The following is a 16,048-nucleotide window of genomic DNA, read 5'->3' as shown; positions in this document are numbered from 1 at the left end:
CTCACACCTACGGTGGAAAACACGTTTCGCCAACAAATTCGGTGAGAAAAATCAAAATGCCGCCCCAATGGAGCGGCATTTATTCACTTTTATTTTCAACTGACCGTCAAAGGTATCAGGCGCTTGTGGCGGAGCTTTCTTCACGGTCCTCGTAGATATAGAGCGGACGCGCCTCTCCTTTTACGACTTCCGGTGAAATCACCACTTCCTTGACCCCTTTGAGACCCGGCAGCTCGTACATCGTGTCGAGCAGGATCGACTCCAGAATTGATCTCAGACCACGCGCACCGGTCTTGCGGTCGATCGCCTTGCGGGCAATCGCCTTGAGCGCGTCTTCGTGGAAAGACAGCTCGACCTGCTCCATTTCGAACAGGCGCTGATACTGCTTGACCAGAGCGTTCTTAGGCTCCGTCAGGATCGTCACCAGCGCATCTTCGTCCAGATCTTCCAGCGTTGCGATCACCGGCAAGCGACCGACAAATTCCGGAATGAGACCGAATTTCAACAGGTCTTCCGGTTCCAGCTCGGCAAAGAGCTCACCGATACGACGGTCTTCAGGTGCGTGAACCTGCGCCTGGAAACCTATCGACGACTGGGTGCCCCTGTCGGAGATAATCTTGTCGAGACCAGCGAACGCACCACCGCAGATGAACAGGATGTTGGTGGTATCCACTTGCAGGAATTCCTGCTGCGGATGTTTGCGCCCACCTTGCGGCGGAACGGAAGCCACCGTGCCTTCCATGATCTTCAAAAGCGCCTGCTGGACACCTTCGCCTGACACGTCCCGCGTAATCGAAGGATTGTCCGCTTTCCGGCTTATCTTGTCGACTTCATCGATATAGACAATGCCGCGCTGCGCACGCTCGACGTTGTAGTCAGCAGACTGCAGCAACTTCAGAATGATGTTTTCAACATCTTCACCGACATAGCCGGCTTCGGTAAGTGTCGTTGCATCCGCCATGGTGAACGGCACGTCCAGAATACGGGCAAGCGTTTGCGCTAGCAGCGTCTTGCCGCACCCAGTCGGGCCAACCAGAAGGATATTTGATTTCGCCAGTTCCACATCATTGCTTTTGGATGCGTGATTCAGGCGCTTGTAGTGATTGTGAACGGCGACCGACAGTACCTTTTTGGCACTGCCCTGTCCGATGACATAGTCATCCAGAACGTCGCGGATCTCTTGAGGGGTCGGGATCCCGTCCCGAGACTTCACCAGCGAGGATTTGTTCTCCTCACGGATGATATCCATGCACAGCTCGACACATTCATCGCAAATGAAAACAGTCGGGCCGGCGATCAGCTTGCGAACCTCATGCTGGCTTTTGCCGCAAAAGGAGCAGTAAAGCGTATTCTTGGAATCGCTGCCGCTGGCCTTGGTCATGTAGTCAACCTCGCGTTTGTGGGGCGTTTCCCCTATTCAGCCGGTCAGGTCCAACCGGACCTACCGGTACCGAAGAGACGCCGAAGCACCCCTTCTTTAAGTCCGATGTCACCATGCTTCGCCATTAAAAATCAATATAGGTTTAAGGCGAAGATGAAAACCCGGCATCAATTGGGGTTTTCCCGGTCTCAATCAAAGAAATTCAATCTTTGCTTAAGACCAGGTAAGCCCATTATTCGGTCTCTTCGCCACCAAGACCTGAACGGTCCGTGATGACATTATCTACGATACCGAATTCTTTAGCCTTTTCAGCAGTCATGAAGTTGTCACGCTCAAGCGCTTCTTCAACCTGATCGAGGCTTTGTCCGGTGTGCTTCACGTAGATTTCATTCAACCGGTGCTTCATAGCCAGGATTTCCTGTGCATGAAGCATGATATCCGCCGCCTGCCCACGGAAACCGCCTGAAGGCTGATGAACCATCACGCGGGCATTGGGCAGAATAGAACGCAAGTCCTTGTGGCCGGCTGCCAACAGCAAAGACCCCATAGAGGCCGCTTGGCCAATGCAAAGGGTCGATACCGCAGGGCGGATAAACTGCATTGTGTCGTAAATCGCAAGACCAGATGTCACCAGGCCACCTGGTGAGTTGATGTAAATTGCGATTTCCTTACTCGGATTCTCCGCTTCCAGATAAAGAAGCTGCGCACTGACCAGGGTTGCCATGTGATCCTCGACCGGGCCGGTCAGGAATATGATGCGCTCTTTGAGCAGGCGCGAGAAGATATCGAAGGCCCGCTCGCCCCGGTTTGTCTGCTCGACAACCATTGGCACGAGTGTGTTCATGTAGATATCGACAGGATCCTTCATACCTCATCCATATGCTTGAGATGATGCCGGGATGATTCCTGGCTTGAAACAGGCCGTGAAGCGCATCGATTCATGGCCTGACTCGAAAAAAGCGACATCCCGTATATATGAGATGTCGCCCTCAACGCAAAGTCATGACAGATGCGGCATGAAAGCAAAGTTAAAACCGCTGCCGCATCTGGGGATATGGGGGAAAAAGCTTACGCGTCTTCCTCGTCGTCGGCGACAAGCTTTTCGAGCTCTTCCTTGGTCACCGTTTTGTCGCTTACCTTGGCAAGCTCCAGCATGTAGTCGACGACTTTTTCTTCGTAGATTGGAGCACGAAGGCTTGCCAGGGCCTGCTGGTTGTTCTTGTAGAACTCAAACACCTGCTGTTCTTGACCCGGGAACTGGCGCACGCGGTCATAGAGCGCGCGCTGCAGCTCTTCGTCAGTGACCTGAATGCCGTTCTTTTCGCCAATCTCGGACAGGACCAGACCTAGGCGCACGCGGCGCTCGGCGATCTTGCGATACTCAGCCTTCGCCTCTTCTTCCGTCGTGTCTTCGTCTTCGAAGGTCTTTTCGTTGCGCTTCATGTCTTCTTCGACCTGGCGCCAGACGACATCGAATTCACTGTCGAGCAGTTTTTCCGGGAGTTCGAAAGAATAGTGCTCGTCAAGCTTGTCGAGAAGCTGACGCTTCACGCGCTGACGGGTCATCTGGCCGAACTGACCTTCAATCTGACCACGAACAATTTCTTTCAGGTTCTCAAGTGATTCGAGACCAAGGCCCTTGGCAAACTCATCGTCGATGGCTGCTTCACCCGGCGCACCAACTTCCTTGACGGTTACGTCGAAAGCCGCAGCTTTTCCGGCAAGGTGGGCTGCTGGGTAGTCCTCTGGGAAGGACACTTCAACAACCTTTTCATCGCCAGCCTTGGCGCCGATCAATTGATCTTCAAAGCCTGGAATAAACTGACCGGAACCCAGTACCAGCTGACCGTTCTCGTCTGCACCGCCTTCAAACGGCTCACCGTCGATCTTGCCGAGGTAAGACATTGTGACCCGGTCGCCATTTTCAGCAGCACCGTCCTTGGTATCGAACGGAGTGTTGTTCTTTGCGATTTCGGCAATCTGTTCGTCGACTTCACCGTTTTCGATCTCAACGACCGGGCGCTCGATTTCGATGCCGGCAAAATCGACAATGTCAAAATCGGGCAGAACGTCGTAGGTCATTTTGAATGACAGATCGGCGTCGCCAGCCATAATCTTTTCAGCATCTTCTTCCGGAAGATCAATTTCCGGTGTCAGTGCCGGGCGCTCGGAGCGCTCCTCTACGGCTTTCTGCGTGGTTTCCTGAATGGTGTTGGACAGGATTTCCGCCATGGCCTGACGGCCATACATTTTCTTCAGGTGTCCAAGCGGCACTTTGCCCGGACGAAAGCCCTTGATGTTGGCCTTGGATTTCATATCGGCCATGTAGTCTTCCAGCTTGGCGGCAAGATCACCAGCCGGAATGTCGATTTTCAGCTCTCGCTTGAGGCCCTCAGAGAGGGTTTCGGTTACCTGCATGGGTTTAGTCGTCCTCAATCCCGAGCGGCAATCCGCCCCGGAGGTTTTGTTTTAAAATTCCGTGTGCCGCACTGCCGGTACTTCCCTTTTTCCGGAAGCGTTCAAACAGCAGCGCATCGCCTTGGACGGAGTCCGAGACGCACGATGGGAGCGCGATACTGCTTGGGGTCCGAAGTGTCAAGGGGATACAGGGAAATCGCAGCGATATGACATGCGGAATTTCGTTCTGGGAGTAAGAAGGTTCCGGATCTCTCAGACCGTCAGCAAATCACTGACCTCTAGACACATGTTTCGACTTTGGGTCGAATTTCCTCAATCGGTGAAAGTTTCCTCAGTCCGCCAATTTCTCGTCAATCGTTTCTGCGGCACGTAAACCGCTCAGGTAAGCACCATGCGTTGTACCGTGAAAGGCAAAGTCCGTATGTTCGCCTGCGAAAAGAAGTGTATCGGCGACAGGCTCCTGTAGTCCGTCAAAATCCCGCGGTGAACTGCCCACTTTCGAATAGGAATAAGCGCCGCCGGTCCAAGGGTCTTGCGACCATCTGGTCGCAATATGCGCGACAGGCTCCGGCGCTCTGGTTCCGAACATGGCACGGATGGCTGCCATGCAGTCGGCCACCATTTCGGTGTTTGGAAGCTTTTCAACCGCCAGAGGATAAGCGCCGACACTAACGCCCAAAAGGATGTTTTCGTTACTGAACGTGCAGTAGTTCAGGAAGTAATTCCATCGCCCTCTTGGTTCGCCCATATAGCCAAAATACTGAATGTCCAGCGGCCAAAATGGGTCTTCAAACTTGAGAGCGAGCTTTGTGACATTTCCAAAGCCCAGATTGCCGATATGTGTCAGATGCTTTTTTGGCAAGGGTGGATCAAAGCTAATACGTTGCTGCTTGAGCATGCCAAGTGGAACGGAACAAACCACGTAATCGGCTTCGAACACTCCGCCGGCGCTCAGAACGGTAGCTCCCTCGCCTTCTTCATATTCGACAGCTTCCACGGGAGCATTGAAACGAATGTCCAATCCTTCCGCCAATGTCTTGGGTATTTTATCATAGCCTTCAGGGAGGATGACATCGTCACCTTCGAGGACATCGTCTTCATCAAAATAGTAGGCAGACAATGTTTCAAGGGAACTTCCGTTCGAGAACTCTGTGTAGGCGCTCGCCATCCAGTTCAAAATAGGGTCTTCCAAGCCGTTGCCAGGCAACGAACGAAGTGCAGCTTCAAGTGATTGACCGGCACCTACACGCGCATCAATTATCTGATAGAGCTCCGTAAGGTCTTCATAGGCATCATAAATTCGCTGACTTGCTTGCCGTTCTCCCGTTTGTGAATAGACCTCGAAACTGTCATCTTTAGTCACAAAGGTGGGTGCCCCTATGCTGGCTGCGAGACCTGATATCGGGTTCCTGTGCGGGCCATGTATCCAACCGGCACCAACTTCAAAGGGTGCGCCCAACCGCCAGTCAGTTCTGATCCGGCCACCAACCTTGTTCGTTGCCTCCAAAACGACGACGGAATATCCGAGTTCGGTGAGCTTGCCTGCCGCAGCAAGGCCCGCAATTCCCGCCCCAATCACAATCACGTCGAAACTCGTCTGTGCGGCCTGCGCATAGCGCGGCATCAAAGTGGACGTTGCCATCACAGACCCGGCTGAAAGCATCAACAAGTGCCGTCTGCTTATCCGTTGCATCATAAAGGTTTTGCCACTCTGATCGTTGTGTCCTCTAATCATTAAACTGACTGCAACGCCAATTCGGCCGTAGTTGGTCGATACTTTCAAGTAGGCTCAGCCACTTGACTGGGCATACCGCCCAAACTCACACAAACTTGGCAGGCTAGATTTGCCTCCGCATGGTCGCAAACACCCAGCGTTCTGGAGATTTTGCTTGAAGCAACCTGCTCGAAAACACCTCTTGCTACTGCTCTCAGGTTTGTTTTCGACCGCTGTTTTTTCGCTTTTGATGACCTCTGTCTTCGCGCAAGGCAAGCTACCGAATTCTGAACGCCTGGAAAACGTCGAGGCAAAAGTGCTGCCAAGGCTGGAAGAAGAGTTTGCTGAAAAGGGTCTGAGGCTTGGCGCACCCGTCTTTGTCCGGGTCTTCAAGGCTACCAGCGAGCTTGAGCTCTGGGTGGCAACCATCAGTGGCTACAAGCGCTTCAGAACATATCCCATTTGCAACTATTCAGGTGAGCTCGGACCAAAGCTAAAGGAAGGTGACAGGCAAAGCCCAGAGGGTTTCTACAAGGTCACGCGCGAGCTCATGAACCCGAACAGCCGCTATCACCTTTCCTTCAATTTGGGATTTCCCAACGCTTATGACCGCGCTCTTGACCGGACCGGCAGCTTCTTGATGATTCATGGAAGCTGTGTCTCAATCGGCTGCTATGCGATAACGGACGCGGGCATTGAAGAGATCTATTTGGCTGCAAATGAAGCTTTCAAAGGCGGAGAGGAAGCCTTTGATGTGCATGTATTTCCATTCCGAATGACAGACGAAAGTATTAACCTGCACAAATCCTCTGAGTGGTCTGACTTTTGGCAGAATTTGAAAGAGGGGCATGACGCCTTTGAAAAGACAGGCATGCCACCGTCAATCGAGGTTGCAAACAAGCGTTATCTCATTGTGGAAACGCCGAATTTTGGTAAAGCCGCCAATCACCTGTTCCGCCAAAAGCCACAGCAAAACGGGGCCGATTGAGCAGATCGCCGTATTCGATTGCATTTGGTGGGGCCTCATTCGATCTACGCTGCATTCAGCCAGGTCAAAGGACAGGAACGCGTAGAATTTTTGGTGCGGATGGAGGGACTGAAGCTGAACACAAAATCTATATTTTTCAATACCTTATAAGATTTTCAAATTTAAGATGTACATCATTCTGTACATCAAAATGTACACCAAAACGGTGCGGCAGTTTTCCGTAATTTGTCGTAATTCAAGAAGCCTACTGTTTCAAAATCTCTACCCAACATCCAGGGTGAGGTGCAGGATCGCCTGACAATTTTCGATCTATGCAAACAAGGGAAATTTTGTTCCAACATTTAGGGAACGATCTCCCTGACGGTATTTCTCATCAGCAAGGTCTGCCTTAACAAGCGAGACGATTTCCCGTTCCTGGTGTCTGTTGACAATCCGTCTTTCGACTATCGTTTCCAACTCTTTGAGCCTGCGAAAAATCTCGTGACGTGCAGCAATTGTGAATGGTCCTGGTCCGCGTTTCCCGTTGCGCCTAAATTCACAACGGTTCTCGGGCTGACTTCTGAAATCGGCTAGCCAGCTTCGGAATTCAAGGTAAGGCAACAGCTCCTGATGTCCGGAGTTAACGAGGTTCTCCGCTGATTTGTCTCTTCGAACCACGGTGCATGTCCAACAACCAAATCTCGCCTTACTACAAGGTTTGTCCTGAAAGTCACGAATTGCGGGACACTCACCGCCACCATCTTTGTAGAGGCTTGATAACCTAAAAGCATCGATCGACTCTGGGCCGGGGAAGTCACAAAGTAATTCCCACACATCGCTAGTACTGTAATCAATAATGGGCGTTAACAGCTTCGTGTCTCTCCCGCCATCGCGTTGTTTTTGGACAAATTGATGAGAGCTGTGTTGATCTTGATGCCTGTTTAATGAACGGTCCCGCTGCGCGCTTTCTCCAAACCTTGTGCCAATCGCGACCCAGGGTTCCGAATTGCGATTTCGTAGATATGATTGAAAGGGCCTTATTCGAATATCTTTCGTACACCAGCGAAAGCTATTGGTTGGAGTTGGGTAGCCCCTCCCAATAACTCTTACAAAGTAGCCACGATGGATTTCAGGCCTAATTATTTGACAGTCTAGATTTATTCCTACCGTGTTTGCCTCACGCCGAAGCTCGCCAAGGGTGGATTTCACGTGAATGTCTATGATTGGGTTTTCTACTTCGGTATCGCAGTAAACAACACTCAAATGGGGGCAGTCACTCCCGAGTCTTTGAGCGCATGCCCATAATATTTTAACTACTGCGCTACTGTCTTTTCCACCGCTGAACCCAATAGTAATCGGCGAGCCAATTTCTAAGAGCAAATCTGAAATTTGTTCAACGCGCTTAAAGTGATCAATTTCTACTCCGGACAATCTCTAAGAGTCCTTGTTCCAAATCGGCTTTTTTGTGCATCAGGATGTAATCACATTGATCCAACACCAATTCTCGTTGCTTATTTGTAAGCACCCATGAGATTGGCAAGGAGATTACGAACCCTAACGCGAATACTAGCGCACTAATTTTCAAGCTACCTTGGTCGAAACCACTATACACGTCAAGATTTGACGCCACCGCGAACGCAACCGAAACAAGAAACCCAATTAACGATACAGCTCTCAAGTCTGCTGCACTCGTCCAAAGAGTTCCGTTGAACCTTATGTTTTCCGATCGAAGTTTTAGTGTCTGATCGTTGTCTATCAAAGGATAAAAAACATCCTTAAAGCTGTTCCAGCTAATGTTCTTTAGTTCTTTGTAATCTCCAACGAATGGATTAGTCAGCGTATCTTTTATACCGACATTTACGCTAAACAGATGTGGTTTATTCGATATACGCCTGAACGGCGATATATGGTAAAAAAAGACAATAGAAATACTATTGTTAGCTTCAATACTTCATCGAAATTTGTTGGAAGACCAATATTACAAAAATCGCAACCAAGGCAAATAAAGTAAATTGCCAAATATCCGAACAATCCCGGGATAATAAATCGCAGATACTTTTGCGTTGTGTTGCTCATGCTCTGAACCGCTCGTGAATCAGTGGTCAAATTTATTCTGGTTGAAACACTGAATGCAACCGGTCAGACGCAACAAGACTGTTTGCTCGAAAAGAAAGAAAACATGAGAAGCTTCTTTTGAAAAAAGGTCACTTTCTCACGCGTAAAAACTGTAATCTCAGGCAACGATGTACATCAATTTGTACATACTGATGTACATTTTTGAGTCTGACACAAAAAATAACTCAATAAAATCAATAATTTATAAGATTTTAATGGTGCGGATGGAGGGACTTGAACCCCCACGCCTTGCGGCACCAGAACCTAAATCTGGCGTGTCTGCCAATTTCACCACATCCGCACTGCAGAAGCCTTGTCGCTCTGCCGATGAAGCGGGGCCTCTATAGCACCACTGACTTTTCCGTCAAAGGAAAAACGAGGCTGTCGCCCTACCCCTCACCCAATTTGTCCACAAGCGCTGGCAGCACATCTTTGAGCGCCGGGGCAAGGTCTTCAGCAATCAGTCCTGGCCCGACAATGTTCCCAGCTTCTCCATGGAGCCAAACCGCCTGACAGGCAGCTTCAAAGCCTGACACGCCTTGTGCAAGCAGACCGGTCAAGATACCTGCAAGAACGTCACCGGAACCCGCAGTGGCGAGCCATGGCGGTGCATTGCGGTTGATCGCAGCCCGGCCATCAGGTGAAGCGATGACGGTATCCGCCCCCTTCAATATGAGCGTCGCGCCTGAAAGCCTTGCTGCCAAACGTGCACGCGCGAGCTTGTCACCTTCGGCCTGTGGGAAAAGCCTGGCGAACTCGCCCTCGTGAGGTGTCAGAACAACCGGCGCGTCACTTAGCCTTATAAGGGAAAAAAGAGTGTCGGGGCTTTCAGAGAAACTGGTCAAGGCGTCCGCATCAAGAACGGTTGCTCGACTGGCGCAAAGAATGGCCTCGACTGAAGAGCAAGTCTCAGCATCAATGCCAAATCCGGGACCAATCAGAACCGATGAAAACCGCTTGTCAGAAAGCAAATTCTGGACAGCCGTTTCGCCAACCAGTTTTTTCAGCATGACAGCGGTCAAATGGCAGGCGTTGACCATCATCGCATCTGGTGGCGATGCCAGCGTTACAAGCCCGGCCCCGGCACGCAGTGCTGCGGCAGCGCCCAGTCTGGCAGCGCCGGTTGAAGACACCGGGCCGCTGAATACGACGGCGTGCCCTCTGGTGTATTTGTGGCCCTGCCGACCTGCCATCGGCCAGGCATGTCTCCAAAGCTCCGGCGAATTTTCAAAGACTTGCGGCTTGATGCCATCAAGCACTTCTGGCCGGATGCCGATTTGTGCCACAACAACGGCCCCACAAAGTGCCCGCCCAGGAAAAAGTATATGGCCGGGTTTTTCGCGAAAAAAGGTGACTGTCTTTTGCGCTCTGACAGCAGATCCGAGTTCCTCGCCGCTGACACCGTTGACACCAGACGGAAGGTCAATGGCCAGCACTGGCATGCCGCTGCCATTCACCGCATCAACAACATGCCTGATCTTTCCCTCAAGCGGCCGGTCGAGTCCGGCGCCGAATAGACCGTCGATGATCAGGTCCGCTCTGCCCAAACGCGTGGACAGAAGTTTTTGCCCCTCTTTGCCTTCATCGATGAGTTCGGCAGGCGAACCCATCCTCTCAAAGGCCATAAGAGCGTCTCCTTTGAGCCTGTCAGCCGTGTGGGTCAAAAGCACGTCGATACCGTACCCCATCGCGGCAAGGCATCGTGCTGCAATAAAACCGTCACCACCATTGTTTCCGGGCCCGCAAAGGATCACGATCCGCGCTCCCGCGGATACCATTTCGAAGGCGGCACGCGCCACCGCCTGCCCAGCCCGCTCCATCAGCTCAATGCCTGCGACACCACTTTCGATAGTCAGCCTGTCGGCCTGTCCCATTTCGGTGGGCGACAGCAATATAGGAAGTGTTGAGCGCAAGTCTGTTGTCATTGGTTCGAACCTCGATATCCTGCCACCCCACCTTTGCAAGCGAGGATCAGTTTTGTCGAGATCCAACCTTTTGATGATGGAAGCAACACAATTTCCGCCTATTAATTAGGCGATTTGCCTAGTATGTAGTCAATCCCATGATGGGCCGCGTGTGTTCTCCGAAACTGCACTGCTTGAATTGCTGTTTTTTTTGGCGGAATTCCCGGCCCTTCAAAATTTTGCACATGCACAACTTGGGTTGGCACACATCATGCTTTGATGCGGTCAACGGTCCCTCCGGGCCCGTAGGGTCTGCTTGTCTCTACGAGAACCGGAAAACTAACGACCAGCCGAGCACTCACGGCCTGACAAGTGGAGAGAGACACAAGGTGATGAAAAAGATCGAAGCGATCATCAAGCCCTTCAAATTGGACGAGGTTAAAGAAGCTCTGCAGGAAGTCGGCCTTCAGGGCATCACTGTGACCGAGGCCAAGGGCTTTGGTCGCCAGAAGGGCCACACGGAGCTTTATCGCGGCGCTGAGTATGTCGTGGATTTTCTCCCCAAGGTGAAAGTCGAAATCGTGCTTGGTGACGAAATGGTCGAGAAAGCCGTTGACGCGATCCGATCCGCCGCGCAAACAGGTCGCATTGGTGACGGCAAGATTTTCGTGTCTAACATCGAGGAAGCTGTTCGCATCAGAACCGGCGAGTCCGGCACTGACGCCATCTAACCCACCTAATTCCGGCATTCGCCGGCTATCCGAATTCCGGTCCAGCGTCTGAAAGAGCTCGATCTGAACCTCAGCAGGGCCGGAACAATACCCAACCGTTCACATGATAATTAAGGGATGGACACTATGACCACTGCCGCTGAAGTCCTGAAGGAAATTCAGGAAAAGGACGTGAAATTCGTCGACCTGCGTTTTACCGACCCGCGCGGTAAAATGCAGCACGTCACGATGGATGTTGCTCTTGTCGATGAAGACATGTTTGCCGAAGGCGTTGCTTTCGACGGATCGTCCATTGCTGGCTGGAAGGCCATCAACGAGTCTGACATGATGCTGATCCTGGATCCGGAATCAGCTCACATCGATCCGTTCTTCGCACAGTCCACAATGGCGATCTTCTGCGACATCGTCGACCCGATCACCGGTGAAGGTTACAACCGCGACCCGCGCATGACCGCCAAAAAGGCAGAAGCATACGTCAAGTCCGGCGGTTTCGGTGACACGATCTATGTTGGTCCGGAAGCCGAATTCTTCATGTTCGACGACGTCCGTTTCAATGCCGACCCTTACAACACCGGCTTTATTCTGGACAGCACAGAACTGCCGTCCAACATGGGTTCCGAATACGAGACAGGCAACCTCGGACACCGCCCGCGCACCAAGGGTGGCTACTTTCCGGTCCCGCCAGTTGACAGCGCACAGGACATCCGCTCCGAAATGCTGTCCGTGATGGGCGAAATGGGTGTTCCGACTGAGAAGCATCACCACGAAGTGGCTGCAGCTCAGCACGAACTCGGCATGAAGTTCGACGCTCTGACCACTTGCGCCGACAACATGCAGGTCTACAAATACGTTGTCCATCAGGTTGCACATGCTTACGGCAAGTCCGCAACCTTCATGCCGAAGCCGGTCTTCGGCGACAACGGCACCGGCATGCACTGTCACCTGTCAATCTGGAAAGACGGTGAGCCAACATTCGCCGGCAACCAGTACGCAGACCTTTCCGAAACCTGCCTCTACTTCATTGGCGGTATTCTGAAGCACGCCAAGGCCCTCAACGCCTTCACCAACCCGTCCACCAACTCCTACAAGCGTCTGGTTCCGGGTTATGAGGCTCCTGTTCTGCTGGCATATTCCTCGCGCAACCGGTCCGCATCTTGCCGTATTCCATTCACGGCGTCTCCGAAGGCCAAGCGCGTCGAAGTCCGTTTCCCGGATCCGACTGCCAACCCGTACCTTTGCTTCTCCGCACTGCTGATGGCTGGTCTCGACGGCATCAAGAACAAGATCCATCCCGGTGATGCGATGGACAAGAACCTCTACGATCTGCCTGCAGAAGAGCTTGCAGAAATCCCGACAGTTTGTGGCTCGCTGCGTGAGGCTCTGGAAGCTGTCGATGCTGACCGTGAGTTCCTGAAAGCCGGCGGTGTATTCGATGACGACCAGATCGACGCTTACATCGAACTGAAGATGGAAGAAGTCGAGCGTTACGAAATGACGCCGCATCCGGTCGAATTCGACCTGTACTACTCCGTCTGATCGGATCGTACCTTGCAACATGGAAAACCCCGGCGGTACCGCCGGGGTTTTTTATTGGATCCGTGCCTTAAAGCTCGTTCAATGTGTCTTGAAGCCAATCAGCCAGTGATGGCCTCTCATGCCGATTTCTGCCCTTCATCGCAGGCGACGCGATCATCGCATTCAAGACAGCCTCTTGTGTTGTTTCCGCAGCCGCTCTGAAGAGGATATCAATCCGGTCTTCGTTCAGGCACCGGCGATCAACAAAATCTCTCTCTTCCTGATGAAGAACTTTTTGAGCAGTGGAAAATGCCAGCGCGATATCTCCGCTGCCATTTCCATAAAACGCACCGAGACGGGCAAGGCCCGCCCCTGCCCGCTTCGCAACACGTTTCAACTGCCGGCTCTCAAGCGGCACGTCGGTCGCAAGCACCACAATAACCGAACCGCGTTCTTCCGAAGACTGGAGTTCCTTCGGATCCGGACGTCGACCGTCCGGCAAGATCAGGTCACCTGAGCGGCCAAAATTGGCCAGAACAAGAGACCCCAGCACAAATCGACCGCCATCCAGTTCGAACACCCTGGAAGCCGATCCAAGACCGCCTTTGAAGCCAAATGCGCTCATGCCTGCCCCTGCGCCGACACTGCCTTGTTCGACTTCCGGCGAAGCCGCGTCGAGCGCTGCAATTGCATCGGATTCGGTAAGAGACATGGCCTGAATGTCGCTCAAATACCCGTCATTGCATTCCAGAACCACCGGGTTCACTGTGCCTGTCGTGCGACCCACCTCCGGATTTTTCATGATTGTTTGGCGGATCAATGCGTTGACGCCACTGCCAACCGCAAATGTGTTTGTCAGGAGGATCGGCGTCTCAAGCGTCCCGAGCTCGTCAACCTGAATCAGTCCCGCGCTTTTTCCAAAGCCATTTATAATTTCGACACCTGCAGAAAGCTTCTCTTGGAAGACATTCCCGGGATGCGGCAACAGGGCAGTGAACCCTGTGTTCACCTCCCCGCGCCGCATTGTCTTGTGTCCAACGGACACGCCGTTGACATCAGAGATCGAATTGGTGGGTCCCGGCTCAAGCGAGCCACAGATCAGACCAAAGCGGCGTGACGGTGAAAGCGGGTAAGAAGACATGGAACACCGGGCAAGATTCGCGGGTTCCGTATTTGAAAGTGAAACGACACACTTCACAACACGAAAAAGCCTCCCGGAGGAGGCAATTCGCAAGCGGAAAGATCTTGAAAAATCTTAGTAGCAAACTTGACGATGACCTACGACAACGTAACGGCCATAATAAGCATCCCAGCGGGTAATCGGCCGATAGCTGCAGCGAACCGGCGGCTGGTAACGCGGGCGAGCCTGGGATGCGATAATTGCACCTGCTGCAAGGCCGAAGATCGCTCCGGCGGCAACGGCACCGGCACGGTTCTTTGCATGAGCTTCGCTCGGTGTCATGGAAACGGCGGCAGTTGCGACGGTGGCAACAGTAACGGCGGCGATTGCGAACTTACGAAACATGTCAGGTCCTCTCTTTTGATCCTGGCGCAATTCGCTGCGCCGATGAGAAGAACATAGACTTGCCGCAATTGTTTGACTGTGACTGTCATCACGTCGGGTTAGTTTGACATGATCAGCGGCGGCTTTGTTACATTTTATGATGTAAATCACAAAAGAAAGGTGATTCTGTATGTGGGCTATTCTTGCAGTTTCCATCCAAATGCTGACCGGTCCGAATGTGTGGCCCGTAAGTGACGAAGGCACTTTTGAAACCGAGGCTGAATGCCAGGCAGTGTTGGATGAACTAGTACCTCGAACCTTGAGCGAAGAGTTACGCATCGCCTGGGAAGAAGGCCAATTGAAGTATGTGTGCCTGAAGGTTCGTCCTTTGGGACGCACTCCCAACTGATCTTTACCGGTCAAGCTGCAACTACGTCCCGTTTTCCCTTGTGCTGCAATTTACATCGCAGGCAGCACGCGCTAGAGCACGTCCAACAGTGCGCTTAAGGGCGCAGAAGATGACTACGGACGGACAGGCAGGCATGAGCGAGTTCAAATCGGACTTTCTAAACGTTCTTTCAGAACGCGGTTTTATTCACCAGATCTCCGATCCAGACGGGCTCGACGCGCTCTGTGCCAAAGAGACCGTAACCGCCTATATCGGTTTTGATTGCACTGCGCCGAGCCTACATGCGGGCTCACTTGTCCCGATCATGATGCTCCACTGGTTTCAAAAGACCGGGCACCGTCCGATCGCCTTGATGGGCGGCGGCACAACCCGTGTCGGCGATCCATCTGGCAAGGACGAAACCCGCCGGATGCTGACCGAGCAAGATATTGAAGAGAACAAGGCCGGCATCAAAAAAGTCTTCGAAAAGCTTCTGACTTTTGGAAACGGTCCGACCGATGCACTCATGCTGGACAATGCCGACTGGCTCCTTAAGTTGAATTATGTCGACTTCCTGAGGGATATTGGCCGGCATTTCTCGGTCAATCAGATGATCCAACGTGACTCGGTCCGTCTTCGCCTTGAGCGTGAACAGCATCTGTCTTTCCTGGAATTCAACTACATGCTCTTGCAGGGGTATGACTATCTGGAGCTTTTCCGCAGGACCGGTTGCCGGCTGCAGATGGGTGGCTCGGACCAATGGGGCAATATCCTTTCCGGAACAGACCTTGTACGCCGCCTTGGTGAAGCGGAAGCATATGCTCTGACGTCCCCGTTGTTGACCACTGCCTCAGGCGCCAAGATGGGCAAGACCGCAGCCGGAGCCGTCTGGCTGAATGAGGAACAGCTTTCCGCCTATGACTATTGGCAATATTGGCGCAACACAGAAGATGCCGATGTCGAGCGTTTTCTGAAACTCTTCACCGTGCTGCCTATGGATGAAGTCGCGAGACTGGCTGGGCTTCAGGGAGCGGAAGTCAACGAAGCCAAGAAAATTCTCGCAACTGAGGCAACTGCACTGATCCACGGTCGCGATAAAGCCGAGACCGCAGCTGAAACGGCCCGCAAGGCCTTCGAGGAAGGCCAGTCTGCCGAGGGCTTGCCCACAGTCGAAATCTCCAAGGCCGACCTTGAAGCAGGCCTTGGCGTATTGTCTGCGTTTGTTACCGCCGGACTGTGTGCCTCTAACGGTGATGTCCGGCGCAACATCAAGGGCGGCGCGGTCAAGATCAACGACAAGGGCGAGCAGAATGACCGCCGGCAACTGTCCCTGGACGATGTCACCGAAGACGGAATCGTCAAACTGTCACTTGGAAAGAAAAAGCACGTGCTCTTGAAGCCTGTCTGAACA

13 protein-coding genes and 1 tRNA gene are annotated in these 16,048 nt (G+C 52.5%); 5 read left to right on the top strand and 9 right to left on the bottom strand.

Translation table 11 applies throughout. From position 1 onward, the window contains the following. Positions 1–115: 115 nt before the first annotated feature. The 4 genes from clpX to ACZ1HV_RS00945 form a co-directional block, all read right to left on the bottom strand. Positions 116–1,381, bottom strand: coding sequence for an ATP-dependent Clp protease ATP-binding subunit ClpX (gene clpX, locus ACZ1HV_RS00960; RefSeq protein WP_298820479.1), 1,266 nt, complete (start codon positions 1,379–1,381; stop codon positions 116–118). A 232-nt stretch (positions 1,382–1,613) separates the two neighbouring features. Further along, complete coding sequence (locus ACZ1HV_RS00955; RefSeq protein ID WP_298820477.1) at positions 1,614–2,249, bottom strand: ATP-dependent Clp protease proteolytic subunit; 636 nt, start codon at positions 2,247–2,249, stop codon at positions 1,614–1,616. Positions 2,250–2,449: 200 nt separating this feature from the next. Further along, entirely contained in the window at positions 2,450–3,799 is a 1,350-nt protein-coding gene (gene tig, locus ACZ1HV_RS00950; protein ID WP_472717040.1) for a trigger factor, read from the bottom strand. Positions 3,800–4,130: 331 nt separating this feature from the next. Continuing rightward, positions 4,131–5,462 carry a flavin monoamine oxidase family protein gene (locus ACZ1HV_RS00945; protein ID WP_472718386.1) on the bottom strand — a complete coding sequence of 444 codons (1,332 nt, stop codon included), beginning with the start codon at positions 5,460–5,462 and terminating at the stop codon, positions 4,131–4,133. 226 nt (positions 5,463–5,688) lie between these two features. On the opposite strand from ACZ1HV_RS00945, the gene ACZ1HV_RS00940 reads away from it, so the two are divergent. After that, positions 5,689–6,501 (top strand): L,D-transpeptidase family protein, encoded by an 813-nt coding sequence (locus ACZ1HV_RS00940; protein WP_472717039.1) that lies wholly within the window; start codon positions 5,689–5,691, stop codon positions 6,499–6,501. Positions 6,502–6,810: 309 nt separating this feature from the next. Here ACZ1HV_RS00940 and ACZ1HV_RS00935 read toward each other — a convergent pair whose 3' ends face one another. The 3 genes from ACZ1HV_RS00935 to ACZ1HV_RS00925 all read right to left on the bottom strand — a co-directional run bounded on the left by ACZ1HV_RS00935 (position 6,811) and on the right by ACZ1HV_RS00925 (position 10,520). Further along, on the bottom strand, positions 6,811–7,860 hold the full coding sequence (locus tag ACZ1HV_RS00935) for a phosphoadenosine phosphosulfate reductase domain-containing protein (protein WP_472718385.1): 1,050 nt from the start codon (positions 7,858–7,860) through the stop codon (positions 6,811–6,813). A 951-nt stretch (positions 7,861–8,811) separates the two neighbouring features. After that, a tRNA-Leu gene (locus ACZ1HV_RS00930) sits at positions 8,812–8,896 on the bottom strand. An 88-nt stretch (positions 8,897–8,984) separates the two neighbouring features. Continuing rightward, positions 8,985–10,520, bottom strand: a complete 1,536-nt coding sequence (locus tag ACZ1HV_RS00925; protein ID WP_472717038.1) for an NAD(P)H-hydrate dehydratase — start codon at positions 10,518–10,520, stop codon at positions 8,985–8,987. A gap of 371 nt (positions 10,521–10,891) precedes the next feature. Here ACZ1HV_RS00925 and ACZ1HV_RS00920 point away from each other — a divergent pair, with 371 nt between their 5' ends. Beyond that, positions 10,892–11,230 carry a P-II family nitrogen regulator gene (locus ACZ1HV_RS00920; RefSeq protein ID WP_298820467.1) on the top strand — a complete coding sequence of 113 codons (339 nt, stop codon included), beginning with the start codon at positions 10,892–10,894 and terminating at the stop codon, positions 11,228–11,230. A gap of 126 nt (positions 11,231–11,356) precedes the next feature. After that, positions 11,357–12,766: a type I glutamate--ammonia ligase gene (glnA, locus tag ACZ1HV_RS00915; protein ID WP_298820466.1), complete on the top strand. Its 1,410-nt coding sequence runs from the start codon at positions 11,357–11,359 to the stop codon at positions 12,764–12,766. Positions 12,767–12,833: 67 nt separating this feature from the next. On the opposite strand, the gene ACZ1HV_RS00910 is transcribed toward glnA, so the two are convergent. After that, a complete protein-coding gene (locus tag ACZ1HV_RS00910; protein WP_472717037.1) occupies positions 12,834–13,886 on the bottom strand; it encodes a DmpA family aminopeptidase in 1,053 nt (350 codons plus the stop codon). Positions 13,887–14,000: 114 nt separating this feature from the next. Continuing rightward, positions 14,001–14,270: a tyrosyl-tRNA synthetase gene (locus tag ACZ1HV_RS00905; protein ID WP_152501562.1), complete on the bottom strand. Its 270-nt coding sequence runs from the start codon at positions 14,268–14,270 to the stop codon at positions 14,001–14,003. Between the two features lie 169 nt (positions 14,271–14,439). On the opposite strand from ACZ1HV_RS00905, the gene ACZ1HV_RS00900 reads away from it, so the two are divergent. Together ACZ1HV_RS00900 and tyrS are read left to right on the top strand one after the other, a co-directional pair. Then, positions 14,440–14,658, top strand: a complete 219-nt coding sequence (locus ACZ1HV_RS00900) for a hypothetical protein (protein WP_298820461.1) — start codon at positions 14,440–14,442, stop codon at positions 14,656–14,658. Positions 14,659–14,791: 133 nt separating this feature from the next. Beyond that, entirely contained in the window at positions 14,792–16,045 is a 1,254-nt protein-coding gene (tyrS, locus tag ACZ1HV_RS00895; RefSeq protein WP_472718384.1) for a tyrosine--tRNA ligase, read from the top strand. Positions 16,046–16,048 lie beyond the last annotated feature (3 nt).

It is taken from the genome of Roseibium sp. JB4-4 (assembly GCF_055693425.1).
This window is presented reverse-complemented; position numbering and strand designations above follow the sequence as displayed.

Excerpts from the sequence above, each read along its gene's own strand:
- ACZ1HV_RS00955 (WP_298820477.1), bottom strand. The coding sequence starts at position 2,249 with ATGAAGGATCCTGTCGATATCTACATGAACACACTCGTGCCAATGGTT.
- ACZ1HV_RS00905 (WP_152501562.1), bottom strand. The coding sequence starts at position 14,270 with ATGTTTCGTAAGTTCGCAATCGCCGCCGTTACTGTTGCCACCGTCGCA.
- ACZ1HV_RS00900 (WP_298820461.1), top strand. The coding sequence starts at position 14,440 with ATGTGGGCTATTCTTGCAGTTTCCATCCAAATGCTGACCGGTCCGAAT.
- tig (WP_472717040.1), bottom strand. The coding sequence starts at position 3,799 with ATGCAGGTAACCGAAACCCTCTCTGAGGGCCTCAAGCGAGAGCTGAAA.
- ACZ1HV_RS00910 (WP_472717037.1), bottom strand. The coding sequence starts at position 13,886 with ATGTCTTCTTACCCGCTTTCACCGTCACGCCGCTTTGGTCTGATCTGT.
- ACZ1HV_RS00945 (WP_472718386.1), bottom strand. The coding sequence starts at position 5,462 with ATGCTTTCAGCCGGGTCTGTGATGGCAACGTCCACTTTGATGCCGCGC.
- ACZ1HV_RS00925 (WP_472717038.1), bottom strand. The coding sequence starts at position 10,520 with ATGACAACAGACTTGCGCTCAACACTTCCTATATTGCTGTCGCCCACC.
- glnA (WP_298820466.1), top strand. The coding sequence starts at position 11,357 with ATGACCACTGCCGCTGAAGTCCTGAAGGAAATTCAGGAAAAGGACGTG.
- tyrS (WP_472718384.1), top strand. The coding sequence starts at position 14,792 with ATGAGCGAGTTCAAATCGGACTTTCTAAACGTTCTTTCAGAACGCGGT.
- clpX (WP_298820479.1), bottom strand. The coding sequence starts at position 1,381 with ATGACCAAGGCCAGCGGCAGCGATTCCAAGAATACGCTTTACTGCTCC.
- ACZ1HV_RS00920 (WP_298820467.1), top strand. The coding sequence starts at position 10,892 with ATGAAAAAGATCGAAGCGATCATCAAGCCCTTCAAATTGGACGAGGTT.